At 73.9% G+C, this 24,185-nt stretch carries 24 protein-coding genes; 14 read left to right on the top strand and 10 right to left on the bottom strand.

The window, feature by feature from the left end:
* The first annotated feature begins 305 nt into the window (after window positions 1–305).
* Window positions 306–1,055, top strand: coding sequence for a 4-hydroxy-tetrahydrodipicolinate reductase (gene dapB / locus ACFPL3_RS36805; protein ID WP_343940412.1), 750 nt, complete (start codon window positions 306–308; stop codon window positions 1,053–1,055).
* Here dapB and ACFPL3_RS36810 read toward each other — a convergent pair.
* Window positions 1,021–1,407: a winged helix-turn-helix transcriptional regulator gene (locus tag ACFPL3_RS36810; RefSeq protein WP_343940410.1), complete on the bottom strand. Its 387-nt coding sequence runs from the start codon at window positions 1,405–1,407 to the stop codon at window positions 1,021–1,023. The genes dapB and ACFPL3_RS36810 overlap by 35 nt on opposite strands.
* A gap of 75 nt (window positions 1,408–1,482) precedes the next feature.
* Here ACFPL3_RS36810 and ACFPL3_RS36815 point away from each other — a divergent pair, with 75 nt between their 5' ends.
* On the top strand, window positions 1,483–2,259 hold the full coding sequence (locus ACFPL3_RS36815) for an alpha/beta fold hydrolase (RefSeq protein ID WP_343940408.1): 777 nt from the start codon (window positions 1,483–1,485) through the stop codon (window positions 2,257–2,259).
* A gap of 1,781 nt (window positions 2,260–4,040) precedes the next feature.
* Here ACFPL3_RS36815 and ACFPL3_RS36820 read toward each other — a convergent pair.
* A complete protein-coding gene (locus tag ACFPL3_RS36820; RefSeq protein WP_379590505.1) occupies window positions 4,041–4,601 on the bottom strand; it encodes a GNAT family N-acetyltransferase in 561 nt (186 codons plus the stop codon).
* Window positions 4,602–4,677: 76 nt separating this feature from the next.
* Here ACFPL3_RS36820 and ACFPL3_RS36825 point away from each other — a divergent pair, with 76 nt between their 5' ends.
* Window positions 4,678–5,922, top strand: a complete 1,245-nt coding sequence (locus tag ACFPL3_RS36825; RefSeq protein ID WP_343942935.1) for a winged helix-turn-helix domain-containing protein — start codon at window positions 4,678–4,680, stop codon at window positions 5,920–5,922.
* 105 nt (window positions 5,923–6,027) lie between these two features.
* Here ACFPL3_RS36825 and ACFPL3_RS36830 read toward each other — a convergent pair whose 3' ends face one another.
* Together ACFPL3_RS36830 and ACFPL3_RS36835 are read right to left on the bottom strand one after the other, a co-directional pair.
* Window positions 6,028–6,978 carry a DUF4097 family beta strand repeat-containing protein gene (locus tag ACFPL3_RS36830; protein WP_379590507.1) on the bottom strand — a complete coding sequence of 317 codons (951 nt, stop codon included), beginning with the start codon at window positions 6,976–6,978 and terminating at the stop codon, window positions 6,028–6,030.
* Between the two features lie 5 nt (window positions 6,979–6,983).
* Entirely contained in the window at window positions 6,984–7,508 is a 525-nt protein-coding gene (locus ACFPL3_RS36835; RefSeq protein ID WP_343942937.1) for a toxin-antitoxin system HicB family antitoxin, read from the bottom strand.
* Window positions 7,509–7,597: 89 nt separating this feature from the next.
* Here ACFPL3_RS36835 and thyX point away from each other — a divergent pair, with 89 nt between their 5' ends.
* From thyX to ACFPL3_RS36875, 8 genes are all read left to right on the top strand, one after another.
* Window positions 7,598–8,350 (top strand): FAD-dependent thymidylate synthase, encoded by a 753-nt coding sequence (gene thyX, locus ACFPL3_RS36840; protein WP_343942938.1) that lies wholly within the window; start codon window positions 7,598–7,600, stop codon window positions 8,348–8,350.
* Window positions 8,351–8,415: 65 nt separating this feature from the next.
* Window positions 8,416–9,258, top strand: a complete 843-nt coding sequence (locus ACFPL3_RS36845) for a helix-turn-helix domain-containing protein (protein ID WP_343942939.1) — start codon at window positions 8,416–8,418, stop codon at window positions 9,256–9,258.
* A gap of 23 nt (window positions 9,259–9,281) precedes the next feature.
* Window positions 9,282–9,479, top strand: a complete 198-nt coding sequence (locus ACFPL3_RS36850; protein WP_379590510.1) for a DUF397 domain-containing protein — start codon at window positions 9,282–9,284, stop codon at window positions 9,477–9,479.
* A gap of 28 nt (window positions 9,480–9,507) precedes the next feature.
* Entirely contained in the window at window positions 9,508–10,131 is a 624-nt protein-coding gene (locus tag ACFPL3_RS36855; protein WP_343942941.1) for a TIGR03085 family metal-binding protein, read from the top strand.
* Window positions 10,132–10,191: 60 nt separating this feature from the next.
* Window positions 10,192–11,178 carry a 4-hydroxy-tetrahydrodipicolinate synthase gene (gene dapA / locus ACFPL3_RS36860; protein ID WP_343942942.1) on the top strand — a complete coding sequence of 329 codons (987 nt, stop codon included), beginning with the start codon at window positions 10,192–10,194 and terminating at the stop codon, window positions 11,176–11,178.
* 142 nt (window positions 11,179–11,320) lie between these two features.
* Complete coding sequence (locus tag ACFPL3_RS36865) at window positions 11,321–12,994, top strand: ribonuclease J (protein WP_343942962.1); 1,674 nt, start codon at window positions 11,321–11,323, stop codon at window positions 12,992–12,994.
* A gap of 3 nt (window positions 12,995–12,997) precedes the next feature.
* A complete protein-coding gene (locus tag ACFPL3_RS36870) occupies window positions 12,998–14,137 on the top strand; it encodes a type III PLP-dependent enzyme (protein WP_379590513.1) in 1,140 nt (379 codons plus the stop codon).
* Entirely contained in the window at window positions 14,134–14,988 is an 855-nt protein-coding gene (locus tag ACFPL3_RS36875; protein ID WP_343942943.1) for a spermidine synthase, read from the top strand. The genes ACFPL3_RS36870 and ACFPL3_RS36875 overlap by 4 nt, the downstream gene beginning before the upstream one ends.
* 824 nt (window positions 14,989–15,812) lie before the next feature.
* On the opposite strand, the gene speD is transcribed toward ACFPL3_RS36875, so the two are convergent.
* The 3 genes from speD to lat are packed head-to-tail and all read right to left on the bottom strand — an operon-like array spanning window position 15,813 to window position 18,003.
* A complete protein-coding gene (gene speD / locus ACFPL3_RS36880) occupies window positions 15,813–16,169 on the bottom strand; it encodes an adenosylmethionine decarboxylase (RefSeq protein WP_343942944.1) in 357 nt (118 codons plus the stop codon).
* A gap of 22 nt (window positions 16,170–16,191) precedes the next feature.
* Window positions 16,192–16,680 (bottom strand): carboxymuconolactone decarboxylase family protein, encoded by a 489-nt coding sequence (locus ACFPL3_RS36885; protein WP_343942945.1) that lies wholly within the window; start codon window positions 16,678–16,680, stop codon window positions 16,192–16,194.
* Between the two features lie 30 nt (window positions 16,681–16,710).
* Window positions 16,711–18,003, bottom strand: coding sequence for an L-lysine 6-transaminase (lat, locus tag ACFPL3_RS36890; RefSeq protein ID WP_343942946.1), 1,293 nt, complete (start codon window positions 18,001–18,003; stop codon window positions 16,711–16,713).
* A gap of 81 nt (window positions 18,004–18,084) precedes the next feature.
* Here lat and ACFPL3_RS36895 point away from each other — a divergent pair, with 81 nt between their 5' ends.
* Together ACFPL3_RS36895 and ACFPL3_RS36900 are read left to right on the top strand one after the other, a co-directional pair.
* Window positions 18,085–18,525, top strand: a complete 441-nt coding sequence (locus ACFPL3_RS36895; protein ID WP_343942947.1) for an Lrp/AsnC family transcriptional regulator — start codon at window positions 18,085–18,087, stop codon at window positions 18,523–18,525.
* A 50-nt stretch (window positions 18,526–18,575) separates the two neighbouring features.
* Window positions 18,576–21,095, top strand: a complete 2,520-nt coding sequence (locus ACFPL3_RS36900; protein ID WP_379590516.1) for a DNA translocase FtsK — start codon at window positions 18,576–18,578, stop codon at window positions 21,093–21,095.
* A 6-nt stretch (window positions 21,096–21,101) separates the two neighbouring features.
* Here the strand turns inward: ACFPL3_RS36900 and ACFPL3_RS36905 are convergent, their stop codons facing one another.
* Entirely contained in the window at window positions 21,102–21,671 is a 570-nt protein-coding gene (locus ACFPL3_RS36905) for a TetR family transcriptional regulator (protein ID WP_343942949.1), read from the bottom strand.
* 84 nt (window positions 21,672–21,755) lie between these two features.
* Between ACFPL3_RS36905 and ACFPL3_RS36910 the strand changes: the two genes are divergently transcribed.
* Entirely contained in the window at window positions 21,756–22,628 is an 873-nt protein-coding gene (locus ACFPL3_RS36910; RefSeq protein ID WP_343942950.1) for an SDR family NAD(P)-dependent oxidoreductase, read from the top strand.
* Between the two features lie 143 nt (window positions 22,629–22,771).
* Here ACFPL3_RS36910 and ACFPL3_RS36915 read toward each other — a convergent pair whose 3' ends face one another.
* On the bottom strand, window positions 22,772–23,632 hold the full coding sequence (locus tag ACFPL3_RS36915) for a helix-turn-helix domain-containing protein (protein WP_343942951.1): 861 nt from the start codon (window positions 23,630–23,632) through the stop codon (window positions 22,772–22,774).
* A gap of 24 nt (window positions 23,633–23,656) precedes the next feature.
* The gene (locus ACFPL3_RS36920; RefSeq protein ID WP_343942952.1) at window positions 23,657–24,154 is read right to left on the bottom strand and encodes an amino-acid N-acetyltransferase; all 498 of its coding nucleotides are present in this window, start codon (window positions 24,152–24,154) and stop codon (window positions 23,657–23,659) included.
* Between the last annotated feature and the right edge of the window lie 31 nt (window positions 24,155–24,185).

Below are 24,185 nucleotides of genomic sequence, written 5' to 3' on the forward strand. Positions count from 1 at the left end.
GACGCGGCGTGCGATCCGGCAGCCGTGGTTCCAGCCACGTCCACGCCTCATCCGACAGAACCCGACGCTCGGCCACGACCCCATCCTGACCGACAACCCAGCCAAGATCCGTCAGACACTCCCTAGGAGCGTGCTGAAGAACCGCGGGCCGTAGCGAGCGGCGGTCAGGTGGCCGCATCGCAAGGCGGAGGAGGAGTCCTGTACCGGGTCGTACCGGCGACGACGACAACGCAGCGAGGTGGCCGCCTGGGCGTCGCGCAGTAGGGCGGGGTTATTCAGCGCGCTCCTTTCGTTACCCTTCCGCCGTGAGCGAGGAGATCAGGGTCGGCGTGCTGGGCGCGCAGGGACGGATGGGCACGCAGGTCTGCGCGGCCGTGGAGGCGGCGCCGGGGCTGGCGCTCGTGGCCCGGGTGGACGACGGCGACCCGCTCTCCGCGCTGACCGACGCCGGCGCGCAGGTGGCCGTGGACTTCACCCACCCCGGCGCGGTGCTGGACAACCTGCAGTTCTGCCTCGACCACGACATCGCGGCCGTGGTGGGCACCAGCGGGTTCGACGAGGCGCGGCTCGCGGACGTGCGGGCGCGGCTCGAGGCGCGGCCCGGCCACGTGCTCGTCGCCCCGAACTTCGGGGTGGGGGCGGTGCTGGCGATGCAGTTCGCGAAGACGGCGGCGCGGTTCTTCGACTCGGCCGAGGTGATCGAGCTGCACCACGCGGGCAAGGTCGACGCGCCGTCGGGCACCGCCGTGCACACCGCGGGTCTGATCGCGGCCGCGCGGGCCGAGGCCGGTGCGGGCGAGGTGCCCGACTCCACCACGTCCGAGCTGCCGGGGGCGCGTGGGGCGCAGGTCGAGGGCGTGCGCGTCCACTCGGTGCGGCTGCCCGGCCTGGTGGCCCACCAGGAGGTGGTGCTGGGCACCACCGGCGAGACCCTGACCATTCGCCACGACTCGTTCGACCGGGCGTCCTTCATGCCCGGCGTGATCATGGCGGTGCGCGCCGTCCGCGACCGCCCCGGCCTCACGGTCGGGCTGGAGCCTCTCCTGGGTCTCTAGGCGCCGCCTCCTGGTTCCTCGCGACGGTGGCACCGTTCTCCCGCGCCCACTCGGTGAGCAGCGCGATGGGCTGCTCGAGCGTGCGGCCGAGCTCGGTGAGGCTGTACTCGACCCGCGGCGGGGCCTCGGCGTGGACGTGCCGCTCCACGAGCCCGCTCGCCTGCAGCCGGCGCAGCGTCTGCGTCAGCACCTTGCGCGAGACGCCGCCGATCAGCTCCACGAGCTCGCCGTGCCGCAGCGGCCCCTTGCTCAGGGCGAAGAGCGTGACCACGGTCCACTTGCTCCCGATGAGCTCGATGGCCGACCGCGCCGGGCAGTCGCTGAGGAACACGGTGCCGGGGCGCAGGCTCACGACCCGAAGGCTACCTTTCGGTACCTATCGGCGCCCTAACGTCGGTTCCAACGCTCCGACCCGGAAGGAACCGCAGTGTCCACCACCTATCTCCTCGTACACGGCGCCTGGCACGACGGGCAGGCGTGGCACCGCGTCGCCCCGCTGCTCGAGGCGCACGGCCACCGCGTCCTCGCGCCGTCCCTCACCGGCCACGGGGACAAGGCGCACCTGCTGGGCCCCGAGGTCGGCCTGACCACCCACGTGGACGACATCGTCGGCATCGTCGTCGGCGAGGACCTGCACGACGTCGTCCTCGTCGGCCACAGCTACGCCGGCCTGGTGATCTCCAGCGTGGCGAACCGCGTGCCGGACCGCCTCGCCGGCCTGGTGTACATCGACGCCATGGTGCCGGAGCACGGCGAGAGCGCCGTCGACGTCATGCCGGTCAGCCGGGCGATGATCGACGCGTCCGCGCGGGAGGACGAACCGTGGCGCATCCCGCCACTGCCGGAGATGCCTGCGCCGTTCGGGCTGTTCGGCGTCACCGATCCCGACGACGTCGCCTGGCTCAGGAGCACGCTCGGCGACGAGTCGCTGCGCTGCTTCACCGAGCCCGCCGAGACGGACAACCCCGCGCAGGCCTCGATCCCCCGCACCTACATCCTGTGCGTCGGCTACGAACCGGAGGGGCTCACCCGCCGTCCCGCGCCCACGGTGCGACCCGACGGCGAGCCCACCCGGATCCGTGAGTTGCACAGCGGCCACGACTGCATGATCACCCGGCCGACGGAGCTCGCCGAGCTGCTGCTCGAGGCCGCGGTCCCCGAGGACGCCGCCGTGTCAGGCGGGCCGGGGCGCCCGCGCCCATGATCGAGGATTCGGCGCGTTCCCGGGTCGATTTCGCCCGTTTTCGCGCCGAAGCTGTGATCACGTCGTCGAACTGAAGCTCCGGGGCCGCTGTCCGGCTGAGCAGTACGTCCGGGTGGCCGTTGTTGCGACGGCCCGGTGCTTCTCGGGCCGCAGACGCCGGCTCACCGCGGGTAATCGGTGATCATCCGCACGCTCCGGTCGCCGGTGCAGCCGGCTCGGGGGCTTGCTGGCGGCGAGAAGCACCTGTCGGCCGTCGCCGTGACGGTCTGGTACTTCTCGGGCCGAGGGTGCTGGTCCGTCGCCGGGAGCGGGTGATCATCCGCACGGTGTCGTCGTGGGGGTGGCCGCCAGGTACTGCTCGGGCGGCTTGCTGGCCGCGAGCAGTACCTGCCGGCTGTCGCTTTTACGGTCTGGTACTTCTCCGTACGCGGATGCCGTTGCGCCGCCGTGTGTCCGGTTGAGCATCGGCGTGGTCGTGGGGACAGCGCCGAGTACTTCTCGGGCGGTCACGGGGGCGCGGGCGCCGGCTCCCGCTGAGCGTCCAGTGATCATCCGAACGGTGTGGTCGTTGCGACAGCAGCCAGGTGCTGTCCGGGCCAGTTGATCGCGGCGAGCAGTACGTCCCGGTGGACGCCGCGACGGTCCGGTACTTCTCGGCGGGCGGATGACGCGTCCCCGCTGACTATCCGGTGGTCATCCGCACGGTGGGGTGGCTGGGGCAGCCGCCAGGTGCTGCTCGGGCGCGGGTCGCCCGACTGGTGAGGGGCTGGTGGGGCCGGTGCGGCGCGAGGACCGGCGATCCGCACGGTGCGGTCGTTGGGGCGGCCGTCAGGTGCTGCTCGGGCGGATTGCTGGCGGTGAGCAGTACCTGTCGGCTGTCGCCGTGGCGGTCTGGTACTTCTCAGCGCGCGGATGCGGCCTCCCCACCGAGCGTCCAGTGATCACCCGCACGGTGGGGGAGTTCGAGCAGCCGCCAGGTGATGCTCGAACGCGGGTGCCCGAGGCAGGGCGAGGACCGGTGAACGTGCGGTGTCGGGACGGCCGCCGAGTACTACCCGGGGCAGTTGCGGGGCGTGGTCGCGGTGAGCCGTACGTCCATGCTGCCGCGGCGACTTTCCGGTACTTCGCGGGGCGTGGGTGCTGCTCCGCCGCCGGGGATCTGGTGATCATCCGTACGCTGAGGTCGTTGGAGCAGCCCTGAGGTGCTGCTCGGCCGGATCGCTGGCGATGAGTCGTACGTCCCGGCTGTCGCTGGGACGCTCCGGTACTTCTCGGCGCGCGGTGCGGCCTCGCCGCCGAGCCCTGGTGATCACCCGCACGGTGGGGTGGCTGGGCAGCCCTGAGGTGCTGCTCGGGGGCGGGTGCCTCGGCTGCCGAGGATCGGGCTGGGGTCGGCGTGGCTCGAGGGTCGGCGATCCGCACGGTGCGGTCGTGGGGGCAGCTGACGTGTGCTGCTCGGGCGGGTCGCAGCGGCGAGCAGTACGTCCCGGCTGTCGCTGGGACGCTCCGGTACTTCTCGGCGCGCGGTGCGGCCTCGCCACCGAGCCCTGGTGATCACCCGCACGGTGGGGTGCTGGGGCAGCCGCCAGGTGCTGCTCGGGCGCGGGTCGCCCGACGGGTGATGGGCCGGCTGAGGCCGGTGCGGCGCGGGGACCGCCGATCCGCACAGCGCGGTCGTGGGGGCAGCTGCCGTGTGCTGCTCGGGCGGGTCGCAGGCGGCGAGCAGTACGTCCCTGCTGCTGCGGTGACCGTCTGGTACTTCTCGGGTGCGAGGCCGACCGTCAGCGCAGCTCGAGGTCCAGCGATCCGGTGATCCTCACCTCGCGCAGCGTGCCCTCGCCGGTGTCGAGCACCCGGACGGTGCCGTCGGCGGTCCACCCGGCGGCCTCGTAGAAGCTGCGGGAGGCGGTGTCGGCCTCGGGCACCCACGCCAGGCCGTAGCGGGCGCCCTCGGCGCGCAGGGCGGCCGCGGCGGCGGCGAGGAGCCGGCCGCCGTGGCCGCGGCGGCCCCAGCGCGGCTCGACGAGCAGTGCGCCGATCTCCGCCCACGCCTCCGGGCCGAGCGTGGGGGCGGACGGCGCCACCGCGCCCTCCGGTTCGACTGCGGGGGCGGCCGCGCAGAACCCGACCGTCCACGTGCCCTCGGTGGCGAGCAGGACGTGGTGGCCGTTGCCCGCCTCGACGGCCGCGGCCCAGGCGGCGCGGGCCGCGGGGGAGCGCAGGCCGGCCAGCGCCTCGGCGGGCACGAGCCCGGCGTAGGCGGTGGTCCAGGTGTCGGACTGGATGCGCACGATCTCGTCGACGTCCTCGGGCGTCGCGGGTCGGACGGCGGCGGTGGCCATGCCCCCATCCAAGCTCACGCCTCGGCGCACGGCGCAGGCGCCCGGATCGTCGGGGGGGCCTGGCAACATCCTGGGCGTGACGTCCACCGTCGAGACGATCGGTCCCGCCGCCGCGCGCCGGGCGGCGCTGGCCGCCCAGGGGTTCGCCGACCCGCCGCCGTCGGGCCCGCCCACGCGCCGCCACCTGGCCCGCGTGCTCGACCGGGTGCGCCTGCTGCAGCTCGACTCCGTCAACGTCGCGGTGCGGGCCCACTACATGCCGGTGTTCAGCCGGCTCGGCCCGTACGACCCCACGCTCGTCGACGACGCCGCGTGGGCCCACTCGGCGCGCCGGCCGCGGCTGCTGGTGGAGGCGTGGGCGCACGAGGCGAGCCTGGTGCCGGTGCAGGAGTGGCCGCTGCTGTGGTCGGGGGCCTTCCGCGATCGGTGGTGGCGCACCTACCAGCCTGTGGTCGACCGGCATCCGTCCCTGGTGGACGACATCATGAGCGCCGTCAAGGAGCTGGGCCCGATCGGCGCGGGTGCTCTGGAGAAGGCGCTCGAGGCGCCCACCCGCCCGCGGCCGCCGGGTGCGTCGTGGTGGGAGCGGTCGGACGTCAAGCGGATCTGCGAGTACCTGTTCGGCACCGGCGCGCTCACCACGGGCGCCCGCCGCCACTTCCAGCGGCTCTACGACCTGCCCGAGCGTGTGCTCCCGCCGTCGGTGCTCGCCACGCCGGTGCCGAGCGCGCAGGAGGCGGCGCGCACGCTCCTGCGGGGCGCGGCGACGGCGCTGGGGGTGGCCACCGAGCCGGAGCTGCGCGACTACTACCGCCTCGCCCCGGCCCACAGCCAGGCGGCGGTGGCCGAGCTGGTCGAGGCGGGCGAGCTGGAGCAGGTGCAGGTGCGCGGCTGGGACCGGCCCGCCTACCGGGTGCCGGGCGCCCGCGTGCCGCGCCGGATCACCGGGCGGGCGCTGCTGTGCCCGTTCGACCCGCTGGTCTGGGAGCGGGCGCGCACGGAGCGGATGTTCGGGTTCCACTACCGGATCGAGATCTACGTGCCGGAGCCGAAGCGGCAGTACGGCTACTACGTGTTCCCGTTCCTGCTCGACGGCGAGCTGGTGGCCCGCGTCGACCTCAAGGCCGACCGCGTCGCAGGCGTGCTGCGGGTGCCGGGGGCGTTCGCCGAACCCGGGGTCGACGAGCGGCGGGTGGCCGCGGAGCTCGCGGCGGAGCTGCAGGTGATGGCCGGCTGGCTCGGCCTCGACGGCGTCGAGGTGGGGGAGCGGGGCGGGCTGGCGGCTCCGCTGCGGCGCGAGAGCGCCGGCGCACACGTGTAGGCCGCCCGCACACCGGCGACTGGTGTGCGAGCGGCCCTCCTGCACCGACCACGGCCTCCCGGGCTCCCCTTTCCCGGTCCCCCCGGCCGCGGTCGGGCAGGTACGTCAGGCGGGCACCGCCGCGCGGGCCACGAGGACGTCGCCGCTGCCGGTGCGCCCGCGCACCTGCACGGCCGGCGCCTTCGCCGGTGCCTCGTCGGCGATCTCGAGGTCGCTGTGCGCCGAGCCGGAGCCGGACGCGAGGTCGAGCTCCGCGCCCACGCCGGGGTGGATGCCGACGCGGACGGTGCCGGACCCGGAGGTGAGCTGCAGGTCGCCGCTGCGGGCGTCGGAGATCGTGATGTCACCCGACCCGGTGCGCAGGCGGACGTCGCCCGCCACCTCGCCGAGCACCACGTCGCCGCTGCCGGTCTTGATCTCGGCCGGGCCGCCGGTGGCGGCCGCCCGGATCGCACCGGAGCCGGTGCGCAGCCGGGTGCGCCCGGTGACGGGTCCGAGGTCGATCGCGCCGGAGCCGGTGGTGACGTCGGCGTCGCCGTCGACGGCGTCGAGCGTGGCGTTGCCGGAGCCGGTGCGCACGCCGGCCCAGCCGGCCCGCCCGGTGGCGCGCACGTCGCCCGCGCCCACGCGGGCCGCGAGCCGCGAGCGCGTGGGCGCCCACACGGTGATCGCGATCGGCACCACCCGCAGCGGCAGCTCCTGCGAGGAGCGCACCACGAGCCTGCGGCTGCCCTCCGACCAGCTGATCTCGGCAGCCGACACGGCGTCGACGGCGAGCTGGTCGGGGTCGCCGCTGAGGCCGCTGCCGGTGGCGGTGCCCAGCCAGTTGATGATGCCGGACAGCCCCTGGGTCCAGGTGTTGTTGGCCGTGGGGTCGTGGCGCACCTCGACGCGGACCTCGCCCCCGCTCTCGGGGAGGTCCTCGAGGTGCACGCGCACGCGGCCGAGGTCGGTGGCCAGTTCCAGCTCCGCGGGCCCGTCCACCGGCCAGCTCTGCTGCCGGACGAGGCCGGGGCCGGGGTCGTCCTTCGAGAAGTTGATGTCGGACTCGCTCATGCTCGTCACCCCTCCACCCAGCCGCGCAGGCGCTTGCCGTCACGGTCGCGGTCGCGTGTGCGCTGGCCGTGGTGGCCCGGCTTGCGGTGCCCCGCCAGCGCCCCCTGCACGGCCTGCGCCACCCACGCGTTGAGCGACACGCCCTGTGCTGCCGCGGCCTGTTCTGCCTGGTTCTTGATCTGCTCGACGAGGCGCAGCGTGATGCGGCTGATGTCCCCGCCGTCGGGGCCCCGGAAGTCGCCGAACCCGCGGAAGGGCGGGTCCGGGTCGGGGCCGGGTTCGGCGCTCTCGTCGCGGCTCACGGCCACGCGGACGTCGCGGCCGTCGAGGCGCACCTCCACCACCCGGTCCCCGAGCGCGGCGGTGACCTCCGCCGCGAGGTCGGAGAGGGCGTTCATGAGGGCGAGCCGCGCCGCCGGCTCGATGGCGGCGCCGAGCAACGCGCCGGTGCGCTGCGTCTGCTCGTCGCCCGCGGCGGCGGCGGACGCGAGGTCCTCGCGCAGCTGCTGCACGTACTGGCTCAGGTCCATGACGCCACTATGGCGTCACAGGTGACGTCAGTCAAGAAAGTCGTGACGCTGTCGGCGATGTCACCGCGACCCCGCTTACGCTGCTGGCCATGCCGCAGCACGTGCCCCCGCGGGTCCAGCTCGTCGCCAAGACCGAGTTCCTGCCGCCCGCGGACGTGCCGTGGAGCACCGACGCCGACGGTGGCCAGGCGCTCGCCGAGTTCGCCGGCCGGGCCTGCTACCAGTCGTGGTCGAAGCCGAACCCGGCCACCGCCACCAACGCCGGCTACCTGCGCCACATCCTCGAGGTGGGGCACCTGTCGGTGCTCGAGCACGGCACGGTGAGCTTCTACATCACGGGCGTCTCGCGCTCGCTCTCCCACGAGCTGATCCGGCACCGCCACTTCTCCTACAGCCAGCTCTCCCAGCGCTACGTGCCCGAGCGCGACGCCGCGATGGTCGAGCCGGACGTCATCGCGGAGGACCCCGAGCTGCACGACCTGTTCACCGAGGCCGCGGCGGCGTCGGTCACGGCGTACGAGAAGTTGCTGGAGGGCCTGCAGAAGCGCTTCGCCGACGTCCCGGACGCCACGCTGCGCCGCAAGCAGGCCCGGCAGGCGGCGCGCGCGATCCTGCCCAACGCCACCGAGACCCGCATCGTCGTCACCGGCAACTACCGCGCGTGGCGCCACTTCATCGGCATGCGGGCCACCGAGCACGCCGACGTCGAGATCCGTGCGCTCGCGATCGAGTGCCTGCGCCAACTGCAGCGCGAGGTGCCCAACGTGTTCCGCGACTTCGAGATCGGCGAGCTCGACGACGGCACGGAGATCGCGTCCAGCCCGTTCGTCACCGAGGGGTAGCGGGATTCCCGATACCGCGATCCCGTGTGCCACGATCCGTGACCAGGTGGTCGACGGGGGGTCACGTGGCGCGGCACGAGGGGTCGATGGTCCGGCGGCGGGTGCTGGCCCGGCAACTGAGGGCACTGCGCGAGGACGCCGACCTCACCCTGGAGCAGGCCGCGCCGAAGCTGGACTTCTCGGTGAGCAAGCTGTCCCGCATCGAGAACGCCCAGGTGCTGATCGACGTGCACTGGGTCAAGAGCATGCTCGACCTCTACGACGTGGGCGGGGCACGGTGGACCGAGCTGGTCGAGCTGGCCCGGGAGGCCCAGCAACCCGGGTGGTGGCGCGCCTACGGGCTGGGCAACGTCAGCTACATCGCCTTCGAGACCGAGGCCTCGCACGTCAAGGTCTTCACGCTCGGCTACGTGCCCGGCCTCCTGCAGACGGCCGACTACGCGCGGGCGTTGATGCGGGCCGTCCCCGTGCGGCGCACCGGCCAGCAGCTGGAGAACGAGGTCGCCGCCCGCCTGTACCGCCAGCAGCGGCTGAGGTCGGCCGAGCACCCGCTGGAGCTGGAGTCGGTGATCGACGAGGCGGTGCTGCACCGCCCGGTCGGTGGGCCGGAGGTCCTGCGGGAACAGCTCGCGGAGCTCGTCGCCGCGGCCGAGCTGCCGACCGTGACGCTGCGGGTGCTGCCCCTGGCCGCCGGCGCGCACGCCGCACTGGCCTCGGAGTTCAACATCCTGACCTTCGACGGCCTGGACGAACCCGACATGGCCTACGTCGAGCACACCCTCGGGGCACTGAGTCTCGACAAGGAAGGCGACGTCGCGCGGGCTAGGCTGACGTTCGAGCGCCTCGTGTCGCAGGCGCTCGACCCGGCCCGGTCGCTGGACCTGATCCGCGAACTGGCCGGGGGGTGAGCCCGTCCGAAGGGGAGATGTCCGTGGGCGACGACGAGCTCCGCTGGTTCACGAGCAGCTTCAGCGGCGGCAACGGTGCCAACTGCGTCGAGGTGGCGTTCCTGCCCGGCGCGGTCGCGGTCCGCGACACCAAGGACCGCACCCGGCCGTCGCACCGGCACTCCGCCGCGGGCTGGGCGGAGTTCCTGGCCGCCGTACGAGCGGGTGAGTTCGACCGCTGAGCCGCCGGGGCGGCAGTAGGGTCGGATCATGAGCCTTGCGAGCCGGGAACGCGCCGCGCTGAGCGACGAGGTGCTCCGCGTGGGCCCGGACCACCCCACGCTCTGCGCCGGCTGGACCACCCGCGACCTGCTCGCCCACCTGCTCGTCCGCGAGCGCCAGCCCCTGGCCGCGCCCGGCATCCTGATCAAGGCGTTCGCCGGGGTCACGGAGCGGGCGATGGACGAGTACCGCTCCATGCGCTGGGAAGACGCCGTCGCGATGTTCCGGGGCGGCCCGCACTCGTGGTCGCCGATGCGGTTCGAGCGCGTCGACGCCGCGGCCAACGGCGTGGAGTTCTTCGTCCACCACGAGGACGTGCGGAGGGGCGAGCCGGGGTGGGAGCCGCGCCCCGCCGACCCCGAACGCGACAACGAGCTGTGGGCCGGCGCCCGGCGCATCGGGATGCTGCTGCGCCGCAGCCCGGTGGGTGTGGTGCTGGAGCGTCCCACCGGGGAGCGGCAGGTGGTGAAGACCGGCGCCGGCGTCGTCACGGTGGTGGGGGAGCCGGGGGAGATCCTGCTGTTCGCGTTCGGGCGCGACGCCGTCCGCGTCGAGGTGCAGGGCGAGCCCGACGACGTCGCGGCGTTCCGGGCCGCACCGCGCGGTGTCTGACACGCGCGTCGTGCGGGACAGGAGGGGTTCCCGCCGGAGGCCCCGGGGTACCGTCGACACATGAGCCCCACCGCCCAGCCGGGCCGCCCGTTCGGCCGCGTGCTGACCGCCATGGTCACCCCCTTCGACGCCGACGGCCGGCTGGATCTCGCCAAGACCGAGGAGCTGGCCACCCACCTCGTCGATCTCGGCAACGACGGGCTCGTCGTCAACGGCACCACCGGTGAGGGCCCCACCACCACCGACGAGGAGAAGTCGGAGGTGGTGCGGGCGGTCGTGAACGCGGTGGGCGACCGCGCCACCGTGGTGGCGGGTGCGGGCACCTACGACACCGCCCACAGCATCCACCTCTCGCGGGCGGCGGAGAAGGCGGGAGCCCACGGGTTGCTGCTGGTCACGCCGTACTACTCGCGGCCGCCGCAGACCGGGCTCGTCGCGCACTTCACGGCGGTGGCCGACGCCACCGACCTGCCGGTGATGCTGTACGACATCCCGCCGCGCAGCGTGATCCCGATCGAGGTCGAGACCCTGCAGCGGCTCTCGGAGCACCCCCGGATCGTGGCGGTCAAGGACGCGCGCAACGACCTGCGCGTCGGCACCGAGGTGCTCGCCACCACCACGCTCGCCTACTACTCCGGCGACGACCCGGTGAACCTGCCGTGGCTGTCGGTGGGGGCGGTCGGGTTCGTCAGCGTCATCGGGCACGTCGTGGCCAACCGGCTGCGCGAGCTCCTCGACGCCTACGAGGCCGGCGACGTCGACCGCGCGCGCAACCTGCACTACGCCACGCTCCCGGTGATCCGGGCGATGGGCCGGGTGGGCGGCGTCATCTTCGCCAAGGCGGCGATGCGGCTGCGCGGGGTCGACGTCGGCGACCCGCGCCTGCCCCTGCCCGCCGCCACCGAGGACCAGGTCAGCGTCATCGCCAACGACCTGCAGGCCGCCGGCATCGCGCTCGCCGACCACCAGGGCATCGACGACCACGGCCAGGGTGCCCTCGGCGCACGGGCCGCCGCCGACCTCGGCGCCGAGGTGGCCTACCACTGACCAGCACGAACGAAAAGGAACCAGCTTGAGTCGTCCCCCCGCACGGTCCGACCGGCCCCGGTCCGACCGTCGCTCCCGGCCGCCCCGGCGCGACCGCTCCCGCCCGCCGGCTCCCGCGCCGGAGGAGGTCAACCGCGCGGAGCTGCCGTCGAACCCGCCACCGGCGCTGCCCGACGGCGGCCTGCGCGTCGTCGCGCTCGGTGGCATCGGCGAGATCGGCCGCAACATGACCGTGTTCGAGTACGGCGGCCGGCTGCTCGTCGTGGACTGCGGGGTGCTGTTCCCCTCGGAGGACGCGCCCGGCGTCGACCTGATCCTGCCCGACTTCCGGGCCATCGAGGAGCGGCTCGACGACATCGACGCGCTCGTGCTCACCCACGGGCACGAGGACCACATCGGCGCCGTGCCGTTCCTGCTGCGCCAGCGGCCGGACCTCACGATCGTCGGGTCGCGGTTCACGCTCGCGCTCGTGGCCGCCAAGTGCAAGGAGCACCGCCTCACCCCGCACCTGCTCGAGGTGAAGGAGGGGGAGCGGCTGCACCACGGCACGTTCGACTGCGAGTACTTCGCCGTCAACCACTCGATCCCGGACGCGCTCGCGGTGGCGATCCGCACCCCGGCCGGGCTGGTGCTGCACACGGGCGACATCAAGCTCGACCAGCTCCCGCTCGACGGCCGCCTCACCGACCTCGCCGGCTTCTCCCGGCTGGGCGACGAGGGCGTCGACCTGTTCCTCGTCGACTCCACCAACGCCGACGTCCCCGGCTTCGTGATCTCCGAGCGGGAGATCGGCCCGGTGCTCGACGGGGTGTTCCACCGCGCCGACGCCCGGATCATCGTGGCCTGCTTCGCCAGCCACGTGCACCGCGTGCAGCAGGTGCTCGACGCCGCCGTGGCCCACGGGCGGCGCGTCTGCTTCGTCGGCCGGTCGATGGAACGCAACATGGGGCTGGCCGCCGACCTGGGCCTGCTCAACGTGCCCGAGGGTTTACTCGTCGACATCGACGACGCGATGGAGCTGCCCGACTCCGAGCTGGTGATCGTCTCCACCGGGTCGCAGGGCGAGCCGCTCTCGGCGCTCGCGCGCATGGCTCGCGGCGACCACCGCTCGGTGCGGATCCGCCCCGAGGACACGATCATCCTCGCCAGCTCGCTCATCCCGGGCAACGAGACAGCCGTGTTCGCCGTGATCAACGGGCTCACCCGGCTCGGGGCCACCGTGGTGCACCAGGGCACGGCCAAGGTGCACGTGTCCGGGCACTCCCCGGCCGGTGAGCTGCTGTTCCTCTACAACGCCGTGCGGCCGAGCAACGTCATGCCGGTGCACGGCGAGTGGCGCCACCTGCGGTCCAACGGTCGGCTCGCGGTGCAGACCGGTGTCCCGGAGGACGCGGTGGTGCTCGCCGAGGACGGCGTGGTCGTCGACCTGGTGGACGGCCGCGCGTCGATCACCGGGCGCGTCGAGGTGGGCCGGGTGTACGTCGACGGGCTCGAGGTCGGCGACATCGGCGAGAGCACCCTCGCCGACCGGCTGGTGCTCGGCGAGGGCGGGTTCATCTCGATCACGGTGGCGGTCGACGCCAACACCGGCCGGGCTGTCTCGTCGCCCAAGCTGTCCGGCCGCGGGTTCTCCGACGACCCCAAGGCGCTCGACGCCGTGCTGCCGCTGGTGGAGGAGGAGCTCTCCCGCACCGAGGCCGAGGCCATCACCGACACCCACCGCATCGCCCAGTCCGTGCGCCGGGTGGTGGGGCGCTGGGTGGGGGAGACCTACCGCCGCCGGCCGATGATCGTGCCGACGGTGATCGCGGTCTGAGCGGTGCTCGCCGAGCGCACGCGGGCGCCCCTCGAGCCGAGCGCCGCGATCGAGCGGTTCCTCGCCTCGTCAGGGCTGCCCGCCCCCTACCTCGTGCTCGACCCGGCGGTGGTGGCCGACCGGTACGCGCAGCTGACACGCGCGCTGCCCGACGCCGCGATCCACTACGCGGTGAAGGCCTGCCCGCACCCCGAGGTGCTCGCGTGCCTTGCGGCGCTGGGTAGCGCGTTCGACGTGGCGAGCCCGGCCGAGGTGCGGCTCGCGCTCGACGCGGGGGCCCACCCGGACCGGCTCTGCTACGGCAACCCGGTCCGCGGCCCGGCCGACGTGGCCGCGGCCCACGCCGCCGGGGTGCGCCGGTTCGTCACCGACAGCGCCGAGGACGTGCGGCTGCTCGCCGCGCACGCCCCCGGGGCGCGCGTGCTCGTGCGGCTGCTCGTGTCCGATGACGGGTCGGCCACACCGTTCGCCGCCAAGTTCGGGGCGGCCCGCGACGAGGCGGTCGCCCTGCTCGCCGCCGTCGGCGACGCCGGGCTGGTGGCCGAGGGCGTGGCGTTCCACTGCGGGTCGCAGCAGGTGCGGCCCGACGCGTTCGCCGCGGCCGCCCGCGAGGCGCTGGACGTCGCCGCGGCCGCCGGGCTGCGCCGCCCCGTGCTGGACGTGGGCGGCGGCTTCCCCGTGGCCTACCGCGACCCCGTGCCGGAGATCGAGGCGTTCGCCGCCGCGATCCGCGACGCCGCACCGGACGTGCCGCTCCTGCTCGAACCCGGCCGGCTGCTCGTCGCCGAGGCCGGGGTGATCCGGTCCACGGTGCTGCGCGTGTCGCGCCGGCCCGGCGTCGACGCGCGCCGCTGGGTGTACCTCGACGTCGGCCGCTACTCCGGGCTAGCCGAGACCGAGGGGGAGGCCATCGCCTACCGCCTGCGCGTTCCCGGCCGCACGGGCCCCTGCGAGGCCGTGGTGCTGGCCGGGCCCACCTGCGACGGCGACGACGTGCTCTACCGGCGCACCCCCTGCCCGCTGCCGCTGTCCCTGGCCGCGGGCGACGCCGTGGACCTGCTCGCGGCGGGCGCCTACACCGCCTCCTACGCCTCGGTCGGGTTCAACGGCATCCCGCCGCTGCCCGTCCACATCGCCCGATGACCGGCCGCGAGGTGGTGGAGGTGATCGGTGCCGGGCTCACCCGGCACTGGCGGCTCGACGCCGTGCACGCCGAGGTGCGCACCCCGTACCAGCAGGTGCTCGTGGCCGAGACCGCCCACGGCACCACCCTCTTCTGCGACGAGGAGCGGCAGAGCGCCGCGGCCACCCAGCTCGTCTACCACGAGGCGATGTTCCTGCCCGCCGCGCTGCTGGCCGCCCGCCGCGAGCGGGTGCTCGTGATCGGGTCGAGCGAGGGCGTGGTGTCCCAGCTCGCCGTGGCCGCCGGGGCGCAGCTCGTCGACCACGTCGACATCGACCCGGACTGCGTCCGCCTCTGCGCCACGCACCTGCCCTACGGCTACACGCCCGACGAGCTCGCCGCCGCCGAACGGCACGACGGCCCCGTGCGCGTGCACTACGGCGACGGGCTGGCGTTCGTCTCTGAGACCGCGCAGCGCTACGACGTCGTGGTGGTCGACCTGCCCGACGAGCGGCCCGACGACCCCGACGCCCAGCTCAACCGCCTCTACAGCACCGACTTCCTGCGCCGCTGCGCGCAGGTCCTCACCGACGGCGGGGTGGTCACGAGCCAGGCCGGCAGCCCCGCGTTGTGGCGCAACGCCACCCTGCGCGCCGCGCACGACCGGTTCCGCGAGGTGTTCGACCAGGTCGTGCCGTACGTCAGCGACGAGCACGAATGGGTGTTCCTCAGCGGCCGGGCCGGTGGTGGTCCGGACCCCGTCGGCGAGATGGTCCGGCGGCTGGACGAGCTCCCCGTCCCGCCCGGCACGCTCGACGCGGAGGCCCTGCGCTCCCGCTCGGTGCTCCCGTTCGCCCTGCGGCGCGGCTGACGACGCGCACACCCGGCTGCAACCGGTGTGCCGGCGCTACGTGTGAGCGCTCGGACGGGGTCGGTGGAGGCGTCGCCGTGGCGGCGACGCTGTGGCACACGATTTCGGCGCTGGCACACAACCTCGGTCGTTCGCGCATCGGTTGCAGTCGGTGTGTCGGCGCCACAAGTGGTGTGTGAGCGCCCAGAGGAGCCGAGTGCAGTCGGGCCCCGCCGGCCGGCACACCGACTTCGACGCTCGCACACCACCCCGGGCACTCACACACCGACTGCAACCGGTGTGCCGGCGCTACAGGTGGTGTGTGAGCGGCCGGTCGAGGTCGATGGAGGCGTCGCCGTCGGCGGCGATCAGCGGCTGGGCAGCCCCCATCGATTTCGGCGCTGGCACATCACCTCGGTCGTTCGCGCATCGGTTGCAGTCGGTGTGTCGGCGCTACAGGTGGTGTGTGAGCGGCCGGTCGAGGTCGGCGCAGTCGGGCCCCGCCGGCCGGCACACCGACTTCGACGCTCGCACACCACCCCGGGCACTCACACACCGACTGCAGTCGGTGTGCCGGCTCGAGAGGTGGTGTGTGAGGGCCTGGAGGGGCCAGCGCCGGCGTCTCCGTCGGCTGGCACATCACCTTGGTCGCTCACACATCGGCTGCAACCGGTGTGTCGGCACCACAAGTGGTGTGTGAGCGGCGGAGGAGCCGAGCGCAGTCGGGCCCCGCCGCCTGGCACACCGACTTCGACGCTCGCACACCACCCCGGGCACTCACACACCGACTGCAACCGGTGTACCGGCACCACAAGCGGTGTGTGAACGCCCGGACGAGCGCGGCCCTAGCCGGCCACCCCCCGGTCGACCTGGGTCGTCTCCACCCGGCACGGCCCGAGCTTCGCGGCGAACTTCTCCACCACCGGCAGGGGCGACACCGGGCCGCAGGTGAACGCGTCGATCAGCATCGTGCGCCGCTCGGGCCACGTGTGCAGCGACGCGTGCGACTCGGCCAGCACCACCATGACGCTCAGGCCGTGCGGGGTGAACTCCTCCACCAGCGTGCGCCGGACCGTGGTGCCCGCCTCGTGCAGCGCGTCGCGGAACGCGGCGACGAGGAACTCCGGCTCGAAGGCTGACGGGTCCGCCACGTCGGTGACGTCGGCGAGGACGTGCACACCGAGCCGCGGGGGGAGACTCACCTGAGGGCTCACCCCGACAGTGTCACCATTCGACGGCGCCGGCGACCTGGCGGGTGGCGACGTTGAGCCGGTTCCACAGGTTGATCATGGAGATGGCCAGCACGAGCGCCCCGAGGGACTGCTCGTCGTAGTGGCGGGCGGCCTCGTCCCAGATGTCGTCGGGCACGGGGTCGGGGAGGTCGCCGATGCGCGTGACGGCCTCGGCCAGGGCGAGCGCCGCCCGCTCCCCGGCCGTGAAGAACGGCGCGTCGCGCCAGCCCGCGAGCACGGCGATCCGGTCGTCGGACTCGCCCGCCCGCCGCGCCATCCGGGCGTGGCCGAGCAGGCAGCTGCCGCACCCGTTGATCTGGCTGACGCGCATGTCGACGAGCTCGAGGGTGCGGCGCGGCACCCCGGCCCCGAGGACGGCGCGGGCGAGCGCCTGCAGGGCGGGCCCGGCGCCCTCCACGAGGAACGTGGGGTGCGCGATGCGGGGTTCGAGGGTGACGGGTTCGGACGTGGTGACTGTCATGCCCGTCCGACGACGCAGCGGCGCGGAACGTCAGGCCACGGCCCGCCCCAGCGCCGCGACGGCGAGGTCGAGCTCCTCCTCGCCGATCGTCAGGGCGGGGCGGAACCGGATGGACCGCTCGCCGCCGCCGAGCACGAGGACCTTCTCGTCGCGGTGCAGCCGGGTCAGGGCCGCGTCGCGCGCTTCGGGCGTGGGCAGGTCGACCGCGACGAACAGGCCGCGGCCCCGCACGTTGTCGATCCCCGGGATGGAGGCGAGCCCGTCGAGCAGCCGCTTGCCGAGCACCGCGGCCCGCTCGACCAGGCCCTCGGACTCGATGACCTCCAGGTAGCGGCGCGAGCGCACCATGTCGGCCAGGTTGCCGCCCCAGGTGGAGTTGATGCGCGACGACACGCGGAACACGTTGTCGGGCACCTCGTCCACCCGGCGGCCGGCCATGATGCCGCAGACCTGCAGCTTCTTGCCGAACGCGACGACGTCGGGCGCCACGCCCAGCTGCTGGTAGGCCCACGGGGTGCCGGTCATGCCCCCGCCGGTCTGCACCTCGTCGAGCACGAACAGGGCGTCGTGCTCGTGGCAGAGCCGCTGCATCGCCTGCAGGAACTCGCCGCGGACGTGGTTGTCGCCGCCCTCGCCCTGGATGGGCTCGGCGATGAAGCAGGCGATGTCGTGCGGGTGCGCGGCGAACGCCTCGCGGGCCTGCGCCAGTGCCCGTTCCTCGGCGGCCGCGACCGCGGCGACGTCCATCGGGAAGTGGATCGCCGGCACGTCGATGCGCGGCCAGTCGAACGTCGGGAACAGCGCCGTCTTGCGGGGGTCGGTGTTGGTGAGCGAGAGCGTGTAGCCGCTGCGGCCGTGGAACGCCTTGCGCAGGTGCAGGACCTTCGTGCCGAGGTGGTCGGGCCGCCCGTGCATGGCGTTGTGGCGCCGCTTCCAGTCGAAGGCCGTCTTGAGCGCGTTCTCGACGGCCAGCGCGCCGCCCTCCACGAGGAACAGGTGGGGCAGGGCGGGGTCGCCGAGCACCCGCTCGAACGTCTCGACGAACCCGGCCATCTGCGTCGTGTAGATGTCGGAGTTCGACGGTTTGTTCACCGCCGCCTCGGTGAGCTCGGCGAGGAACGCCGGGTCGTCGGCGAGCGCCGGGTGGTTCATGCCCAGCGGGGCCGAGGCGAAGAAGCTGAACAGGTCCAGCCACCGGGTGCCGTCGCGGGCGTCGCGCAGCCACGACCCGCGGCTGGCCTTCGTGTCGAGGACGAGGTCGAAGCCGTCCACGAGCATGTGCCGGCGCAGCGTCTCGTGAACGCGGTCGGGGGTGACGGTCATCCTCGAAGTGTCCGTTCGGTGATCGTCGGCTCGCAGCGCGTCAACCGTCGGTAGCGCCGACGGCGTGCCACGATGTGCGCCGTGGCGCCGACGGATCGTCAGCTCGACGAGCTCGACCACCGCGTGCTGGCCCACCTCGTGGCCGACGGCCGTGCGTCGATGGCCGAGCTCGGGCGGGCGGTCGGGCTCTCCCGCACGGCCGTGCTCGCCCGGGTGCAGCGCCTCGAGCGGGCCGGCGTGATCCGCGGGTACCGCGCCGACGTGGCCCTGCCCGGTGCCGCGGCCGCGCACCGCGCCCGCGTGGGCATCGTCGTGCGCACCGCGGACGTCGCCGGGTACGTCCGCAGGCTCTCCACCTTGCCCGGGGTGACCGAGATCGAGACCGTGACGGGGGAGTACGACCTGATGGTGCTGGTCACGGCGCCGAGCGCGGGCGAGCTCGACGCCGTGCTCGACGGCATCCAGGGGTGGCGCGAGACCGTGCGGACGACCACGTGGGTGGTGCTCACGCGCTACCGGTGAACGGGTGTCGGTCACCGGACCGGGGGGTTCTCCCCGATAACGTGGGACGCATGGCAGGACGGACGACCGCCGGCGGCGGCAGGCGCACCGCGCCGATCACCGGGGCAGCGTCGTCGGGCCGGTCCTCGCGGCGCAAGCCCGCGTCCCGGTCCACCGCGCGTGGCCGGTCCGGGTCCACCCGCCGGGCACCGGCGCGCAGGCAGCCCGACCTGATCGACCGCGGCATCGACGGCGTGGGCCGCGGCATCGCGCGGTTCGGCCGGTCCCTCGGGCGCGCCGTCGGGCGCACGCGCGAGCTCGACCCCGCCCACCGTCGCGACGGCCTGGGCGTGGCGCTGCTCGTGCTCGGCGTGGTGGCGGCGGCCGGCATCTGGTGGGGCGCGGGCGGCCCGGTGGGCAATTGGCTCTCCGGCGCGGTCGCCGCCGTGGTGGGACGCGGCGCCGTGGTGCTCCCCGTCATCGTGGTGGCGGTCGGGGTGCTGCTCATGGCCTCGCGCCCGCACCCGGAGTCGCGCCCGCGGGTGGCCGTGGGCTCGCTGCTGCTCGCGCTCGGAGTCCTCGGCCTCGTGCACATCGCGGCCGGCAGGCCGGACGAGCCCGCCCAGTGGGCGCAGGGCGGCGGCGCGATCGGCTACGTGGCCGCCACCCCGCTCGCCACCGGCTTGACGTCGTGGGTGGCGGTGCCGGTGCTCGTGCTCCTGTCCGGCTACGCGTTCCTGGTGCTCACCGGCACCCCGGTGCGCGAGGTGCCCAACCGCGTCCGGCGGCTCACCGGGCAGGCCGTCGAGGAGCCCGCCCCGGCCGCCGAGGAGAGCGCCGAGCCTGCCGCCGAACCGCCGTCGGTGGCGCTGCGGCGCCCGTCGCGGCGCCGGCAGGCCTCCCGGGTGGCCGACGTCTACCGCGACGACCCGGACGACACCCCCGACGCCCTCGACCCGCCCGCACAGGAAGAAGCGCCCGCACCGCCGAAGCGCAAGCCCGCCGCGGTGCAGGCCACCCCGCCCGCCGACCCCGAGCCCGAGGGCGCGGTGGGCGAGCAGCTGCGCCTCACCTCGCAGCCGGCCGCCGAGGACGGCGAGCCGTACAAGCTGCCGCCCAGCGACCTGCTGCCCACCGGTCCCGCCCCGAAGACTCGCAGCCGGGCCAACGACGCCATGATCGAGTCGATCAGCGGCGTGCTGGAGCAGTTCAACGTCGACGCCCAGGTCACCGGCTTCACGCGGGGCCCGACCGTCACCCGGTACGAGATCGAGCTGGGCCCGGCCGTCAAGGTCGAGAAGATCACCCAGCTGCAGCGCAACATCTCCTACGCCGTGGCCACCGACAACGTGCGGCTGCTCGCGCCCATCCCCGGCAAGTCGGCCGTCGGCATCGAGGTGCCCAACACCGACCGCGAGATGGTCCGCCTCGGCGACGTCCTGCGCTCCGGCGCCGCCCGCTCCGAGCAGCACCCGCTCGGCATCGGCCTGGGCAAGGACATCGAGGGCCACTTCCTGGTGGCGAACCTCGCGAAGATGCCCCACCTGCTGGTGGCCGGCTCCACTGGCTCCGGCAAGTCGAGCTTCGTCAACTCGATGCTGGTGTCGCTGCTGTCGCGGGCCACGCCCGACGAGGTCCGGATGATCCTCATCGACCCCAAGATGGTGGAGCTCACCCCGTACGAGGGCATCCCGCACCTGATCACGCCCATCATCACCCAGCCGAAGAAGGCCGCCGCCGCGCTCGCCTGGCTGGTGGAGGAGATGGAGCAGCGCTACCAGGACATGCAGGCCAGTCGGGTGCGCCACGTCGACGACTTCAACCGCAAGGTGCGCTCCGGTGAGATCACCGCCCCGCTGGGCAGCGAGCGCGAGTACCGGCCGTACCCGTACATCCTCTGCATCGTCGACGAGCTCGCCGACCTGATGATGACGGCGCCGCGCGACGTCGAGGACGCGGTCGTGCGGATCACCCAGAAGGCCCGCGCCGCCGGCATCCACCTGGTGCTCGCCACGCAGCGCCCGTCCGTCGACGTCGTCACCGGCCTGATCAAGACGAACGTGCCGTCGCGGCTGGCGTTCGCCACGTCCTCGCTCACCGACTCGCGCGTCATCCTCGACCAGCCGGGCGCCGAGAAGCTCATCGGCATGGGCGACGGGCTGTACCTGCCGATGGGCGCGGGCAAGCCGGTCCGCATGCAGGGCGCCTACGTCAGCGACGAGGAGATCTCGAGCGTCGTCGCGTTCACCAAGGAGCAGGCCGAGCCCACCTACACCGAGGGCGTCACCGCGCAGAAGGCCGGCGAGGCCAAGGAGATCGACCCGGACATCGGCGACGACCTGGACGTGCTGCTGCAGGCCGCCGAGCTGATCGTCACCTCGCAGTTCGGGTCCACCTCGATGCTGCAGCGCAAGCTGCGCGTCGGGTTCGCGAAGGCGGGCCGGCTCATGGACCTGCTGGAGACGCGCGGGATCGTCGGGCCGTCGGAGGGGTCGAAGGCCCGCGAGGTGCTCATCAAGCCCGACGAGCTGGAGGGTGCGCTCTTCCTCATCCGCGGCGGTGGCCCGGCCCCGGACGACGAGGACGACTGACCGCGATCAGCCCGGGCGGAGCGCGGCGAACCCGCGGTCGACCAGCTCCGCCCGGTCGGCGTCACCACCGGTGCGCGCCCACTCCTGCGCCGCGGCGTCGAGGATCGCGGTGGCGGCGTTCGTGAGCAGGTCCGCGGTGAAGGTGTCGAGTCCGTGGCGTGCCGCGAGCGCGTCGCGGGCGGCGGTGCGCCACGTCTCCCGCTTCTGGTGCAGCCGCGCGCGCAGGGCGGGTGTGCTCTCGACGAGCCGCCTGCCGTCCGCACCGGCCCCGGCGGAGAAGATCGGTTCCTCCCAGCGGCGCAGCACCTGGTGCAGGCTCTCCCACGGGTCCTCGTCCGCGGGGCGGGCCTCGAGGTCGGCCACCACCCGCTCGACGAGCACCTCGGTGCCGGCGAAGACGGCGTCCTCCTTCGTCGGGAAGTAGCGGAAGAAGCTGCGCTTCGTCATCCCGACGGCCCGGGCGATGTCCTCGACCGTGGTCTCGTCGAACCCGCGCTCGGCGAACAGCGCGACGGCCGCCTGCGCGATCTCGGCCCGGACGGCCCTCCGGGTGCGTTCCCGCAGCGAGTCGGCCATCACCACAGGCTACTTCTCGCCAGCTCTGGACAAAGCTGTCACTTGGTGTCGTAAGGTGATTGCCGATCCGACCGAGGAGGGCACATGCGGGGACGCGTCGTGGTGATCACCGGGAGCACCGGCGGGATCGGCAAGGAGACCGCCCGGGGGCTCGCACGCCACGGCGCGCACGTCGTGCTCGTGGGCCGGGACCCGCGGCGCGGCGCCGCCGCGGCGGCGGAGCTGCGAGCGGACGCGGGTCACAACGCCGTCGACGCGCTCACGGCCGACGTCACGCGGCAGGCCGACCTGCACCGGCTCGCGGCCGAGCTGGGGGAGCGGTACGGCCGGCTTGACGTGCTGGTCAACAACGCCGCGATCGTGCGGGAACGGCGGGAGCTCACCGAGGACGGGGTGGAGGCGATGTTCGCCGCCAACGTCATCGCCCCCTTCCTGCTCACCCACCTGCTGCGGCCCCTCCTGCAGGCCGCGGCGCCTGCGCGGGTCGTCAACGTCACCGGCGCGGTGCCCCGCGGCCGGATCGACCTCGGCAACCTCCAGGGCGAGCGGCGCTACCCGTTCTTCATCAACCAGACGAAGCGGGCCCTGATGGCCATGAGCTACGAGTGCGCCACCCGGCTGCCTGCCGACGAGGTGACCGTCAACGTCGCCTACCCGGGGCACGCGTACACGGACATGAACCGGAACCTGTCCGCCCGGACGTTCCCCGTGGCCGCGCGCCTGCTCGTCCCCCTGCTGAGGCTCGTGCTGCCGGTTCTCTACGGCGGCCGCGCGGCCGAGAAGGCCTCCCGGTCGAGCGTCCGGCTGGCCTCCGACTCCGCCCTCACCGGCGTCACCCGCACCTACCTCGGCCCCGGTGGCCGGCCGGCCACGTGGCCCGCGTGCGCGCTCGACGAGCGCAACCGCGCGGCGATCTGGTCGCTCTGCGAGCGGCTCGCCGGCCGCGTCGCGTCCTGACGCCTGGACGTGCCGCGGCGCGAGCAGCACCTCAGCGTCGCGTCGGCTACCGCGAGGTACTTCTCAGTTCGATCAATGAGCCCGAGGAGTACCTGGCGGCAGTCCCGGGGACCGCGCTGTGCGGCTCGCGCTCGAACCGCCGGTCACGGGCGGGCGAGCCCGGGCCCGGCGTCCACCTTCGGGTTGCGCTCGGCGAGCCAGGCCGTGGCGGGGATGCCGGCGAGGTCGCGGAAGTCGCGGGACAGGTGCGACTGGTCGACGTAGCCGGCCTCCGCGGCCACCTGGGCCAGCGCCGGCCGGTCGGAGGCCAGCAGCCGGTCGCAGGCGCCCTCGAACCGGATCACGCGGGCCGCGGCCTTGGGCCCGAGGCCAGTCTCGTGGCGGAACTTCTCCGCCAGGTACCTGCGGCTCCACCCCACCTCGCGCGCCAGCTCCTCGATGCGAACGTTGCCCCCGGCCTCCACCAGCCGGTCCCAGGTGTAGCCGACCTCGGGCAGCACGCCCCGTTCGCCGCGCCCGCGCCGCAGCAGCGCCGTGAGCTCGGCATCCAGCACGGCGAACCGCTCCGCCCACCCGCTCGCCGACGCGAGCCGGTCCAGCAGCGGGGCCACCCGGCCGGGCAGCAGGTCGGCGAGGTCGACGGTGTCGCCGGCCAGCGCGCCGGCGGGCACCCCGAGCAGGGCGCGGGCGCCGCGCCAGGTGAGCCGCAGCTGCAGGCCTGTCTGCGGGTCGCCCTGCGCGATCCGCGCGGGCGCGTCGTGCAGCCCGCCGACGGCCGCGGTGAACGTGCCCGGCGGCCGGGCGGGATCCGCGTTGCCGAGCACCTCGACACGGCCCTCCACGCAGAACAGGAACGCCAGGTGCGCCGACGCCACGCCCTGGTGCACCGACGGCGGCGTCGCCTCCTGCCGGTACCCCGTGTACGCGCTGACGTACGGGTGCAGCCACGCCGCCGGCGCGCGCCCGCACGTGCGGATCGCGCTCTCGGCGGCGGGTGCGGACACGCCGCGGAGGCTACGCGCGCCCGCCTACAGGTGCAGCAGCATCCGCACGTTGCCCAGCGTGTTCGGCTTCACGTGCGCGAGGTCGAGGAACTCCGCCACGCCCGCGTCGTAGGAACGCAGCATCGCCGCGAAGACGTCCGCGTCCACCGGTGTGCCGTCGATCTCCTCGAACCCGTGGCGGGAGAAGAACTGCTTCTCGAACGTGAGCACGAACAGGCGCTGCAGCCCCAGGTCCCGCGCGCCGGCGATCAGCTCGCGGACGATCGCGTGCCCGACCCCCTGGCCCACCGTGCGCGGGTGCACCGCGACGGTGCGGATCTCCCCGAGGTCCTCCCACAGCACGTGCAGAGCCCCGCAGCCGACCACCTCGCCGTCCAGCTCGGCCACGAGGAACTCCGGCACGGACTCGTAGAGCGTGATCATCTCCTTGGCCAGAAGCACGCGCCCCGCGTACACGTCGACGAGCTCTTTGATGACCCGGACGTCGGCGGTGCGGGCCCGCCGCACGAGTGGTGTCCCCACGACCCGTCAGACTAAAGACCCGCGGCCGATA

The organism is Pseudonocardia zijingensis (assembly GCF_042657305.1).
Lineage (GTDB): Bacteria > Actinomycetota > Actinomycetes > Mycobacteriales > Pseudonocardiaceae > Pseudonocardia > Pseudonocardia zijingensis.

Coding starts and splice junctions, on each gene's coding strand:
- lat (WP_343942946.1), bottom strand. CDS start 18,003: ATGACCGTCACCCCCGACCGCGTTCACGAGACGCTGCGCCGGCACATG.
- ACFPL3_RS36905 (WP_343942949.1), bottom strand. CDS start 21,671: ATGGCCGACTCGCTGCGGGAACGCACCCGGAGGGCCGTCCGGGCCGAG.
- ACFPL3_RS36900 (WP_379590516.1), top strand. CDS start 18,576: ATGGCAGGACGGACGACCGCCGGCGGCGGCAGGCGCACCGCGCCGATC.
- dapA (WP_343942942.1), top strand. CDS start 10,192: ATGAGCCCCACCGCCCAGCCGGGCCGCCCGTTCGGCCGCGTGCTGACC.
- ACFPL3_RS36910 (WP_343942950.1), top strand. CDS start 21,756: ATGCGGGGACGCGTCGTGGTGATCACCGGGAGCACCGGCGGGATCGGC.
- ACFPL3_RS36820 (WP_379590505.1), bottom strand. CDS start 4,601: ATGGCCACCGCCGCCGTCCGACCCGCGACGCCCGAGGACGTCGACGAG.
- ACFPL3_RS36855 (WP_343942941.1), top strand. CDS start 9,508: ATGAGCCTTGCGAGCCGGGAACGCGCCGCGCTGAGCGACGAGGTGCTC.
- ACFPL3_RS36835 (WP_343942937.1), bottom strand. CDS start 7,508: ATGGACCTGAGCCAGTACGTGCAGCAGCTGCGCGAGGACCTCGCGTCC.
- ACFPL3_RS36875 (WP_343942943.1), top strand. CDS start 14,134: ATGACCGGCCGCGAGGTGGTGGAGGTGATCGGTGCCGGGCTCACCCGG.
- ACFPL3_RS36830 (WP_379590507.1), bottom strand. CDS start 6,978: ATGAGCGAGTCCGACATCAACTTCTCGAAGGACGACCCCGGCCCCGGC.
- ACFPL3_RS36885 (WP_343942945.1), bottom strand. CDS start 16,680: ATGACAGTCACCACGTCCGAACCCGTCACCCTCGAACCCCGCATCGCG.
- thyX (WP_343942938.1), top strand. CDS start 7,598: ATGCCGCAGCACGTGCCCCCGCGGGTCCAGCTCGTCGCCAAGACCGAG.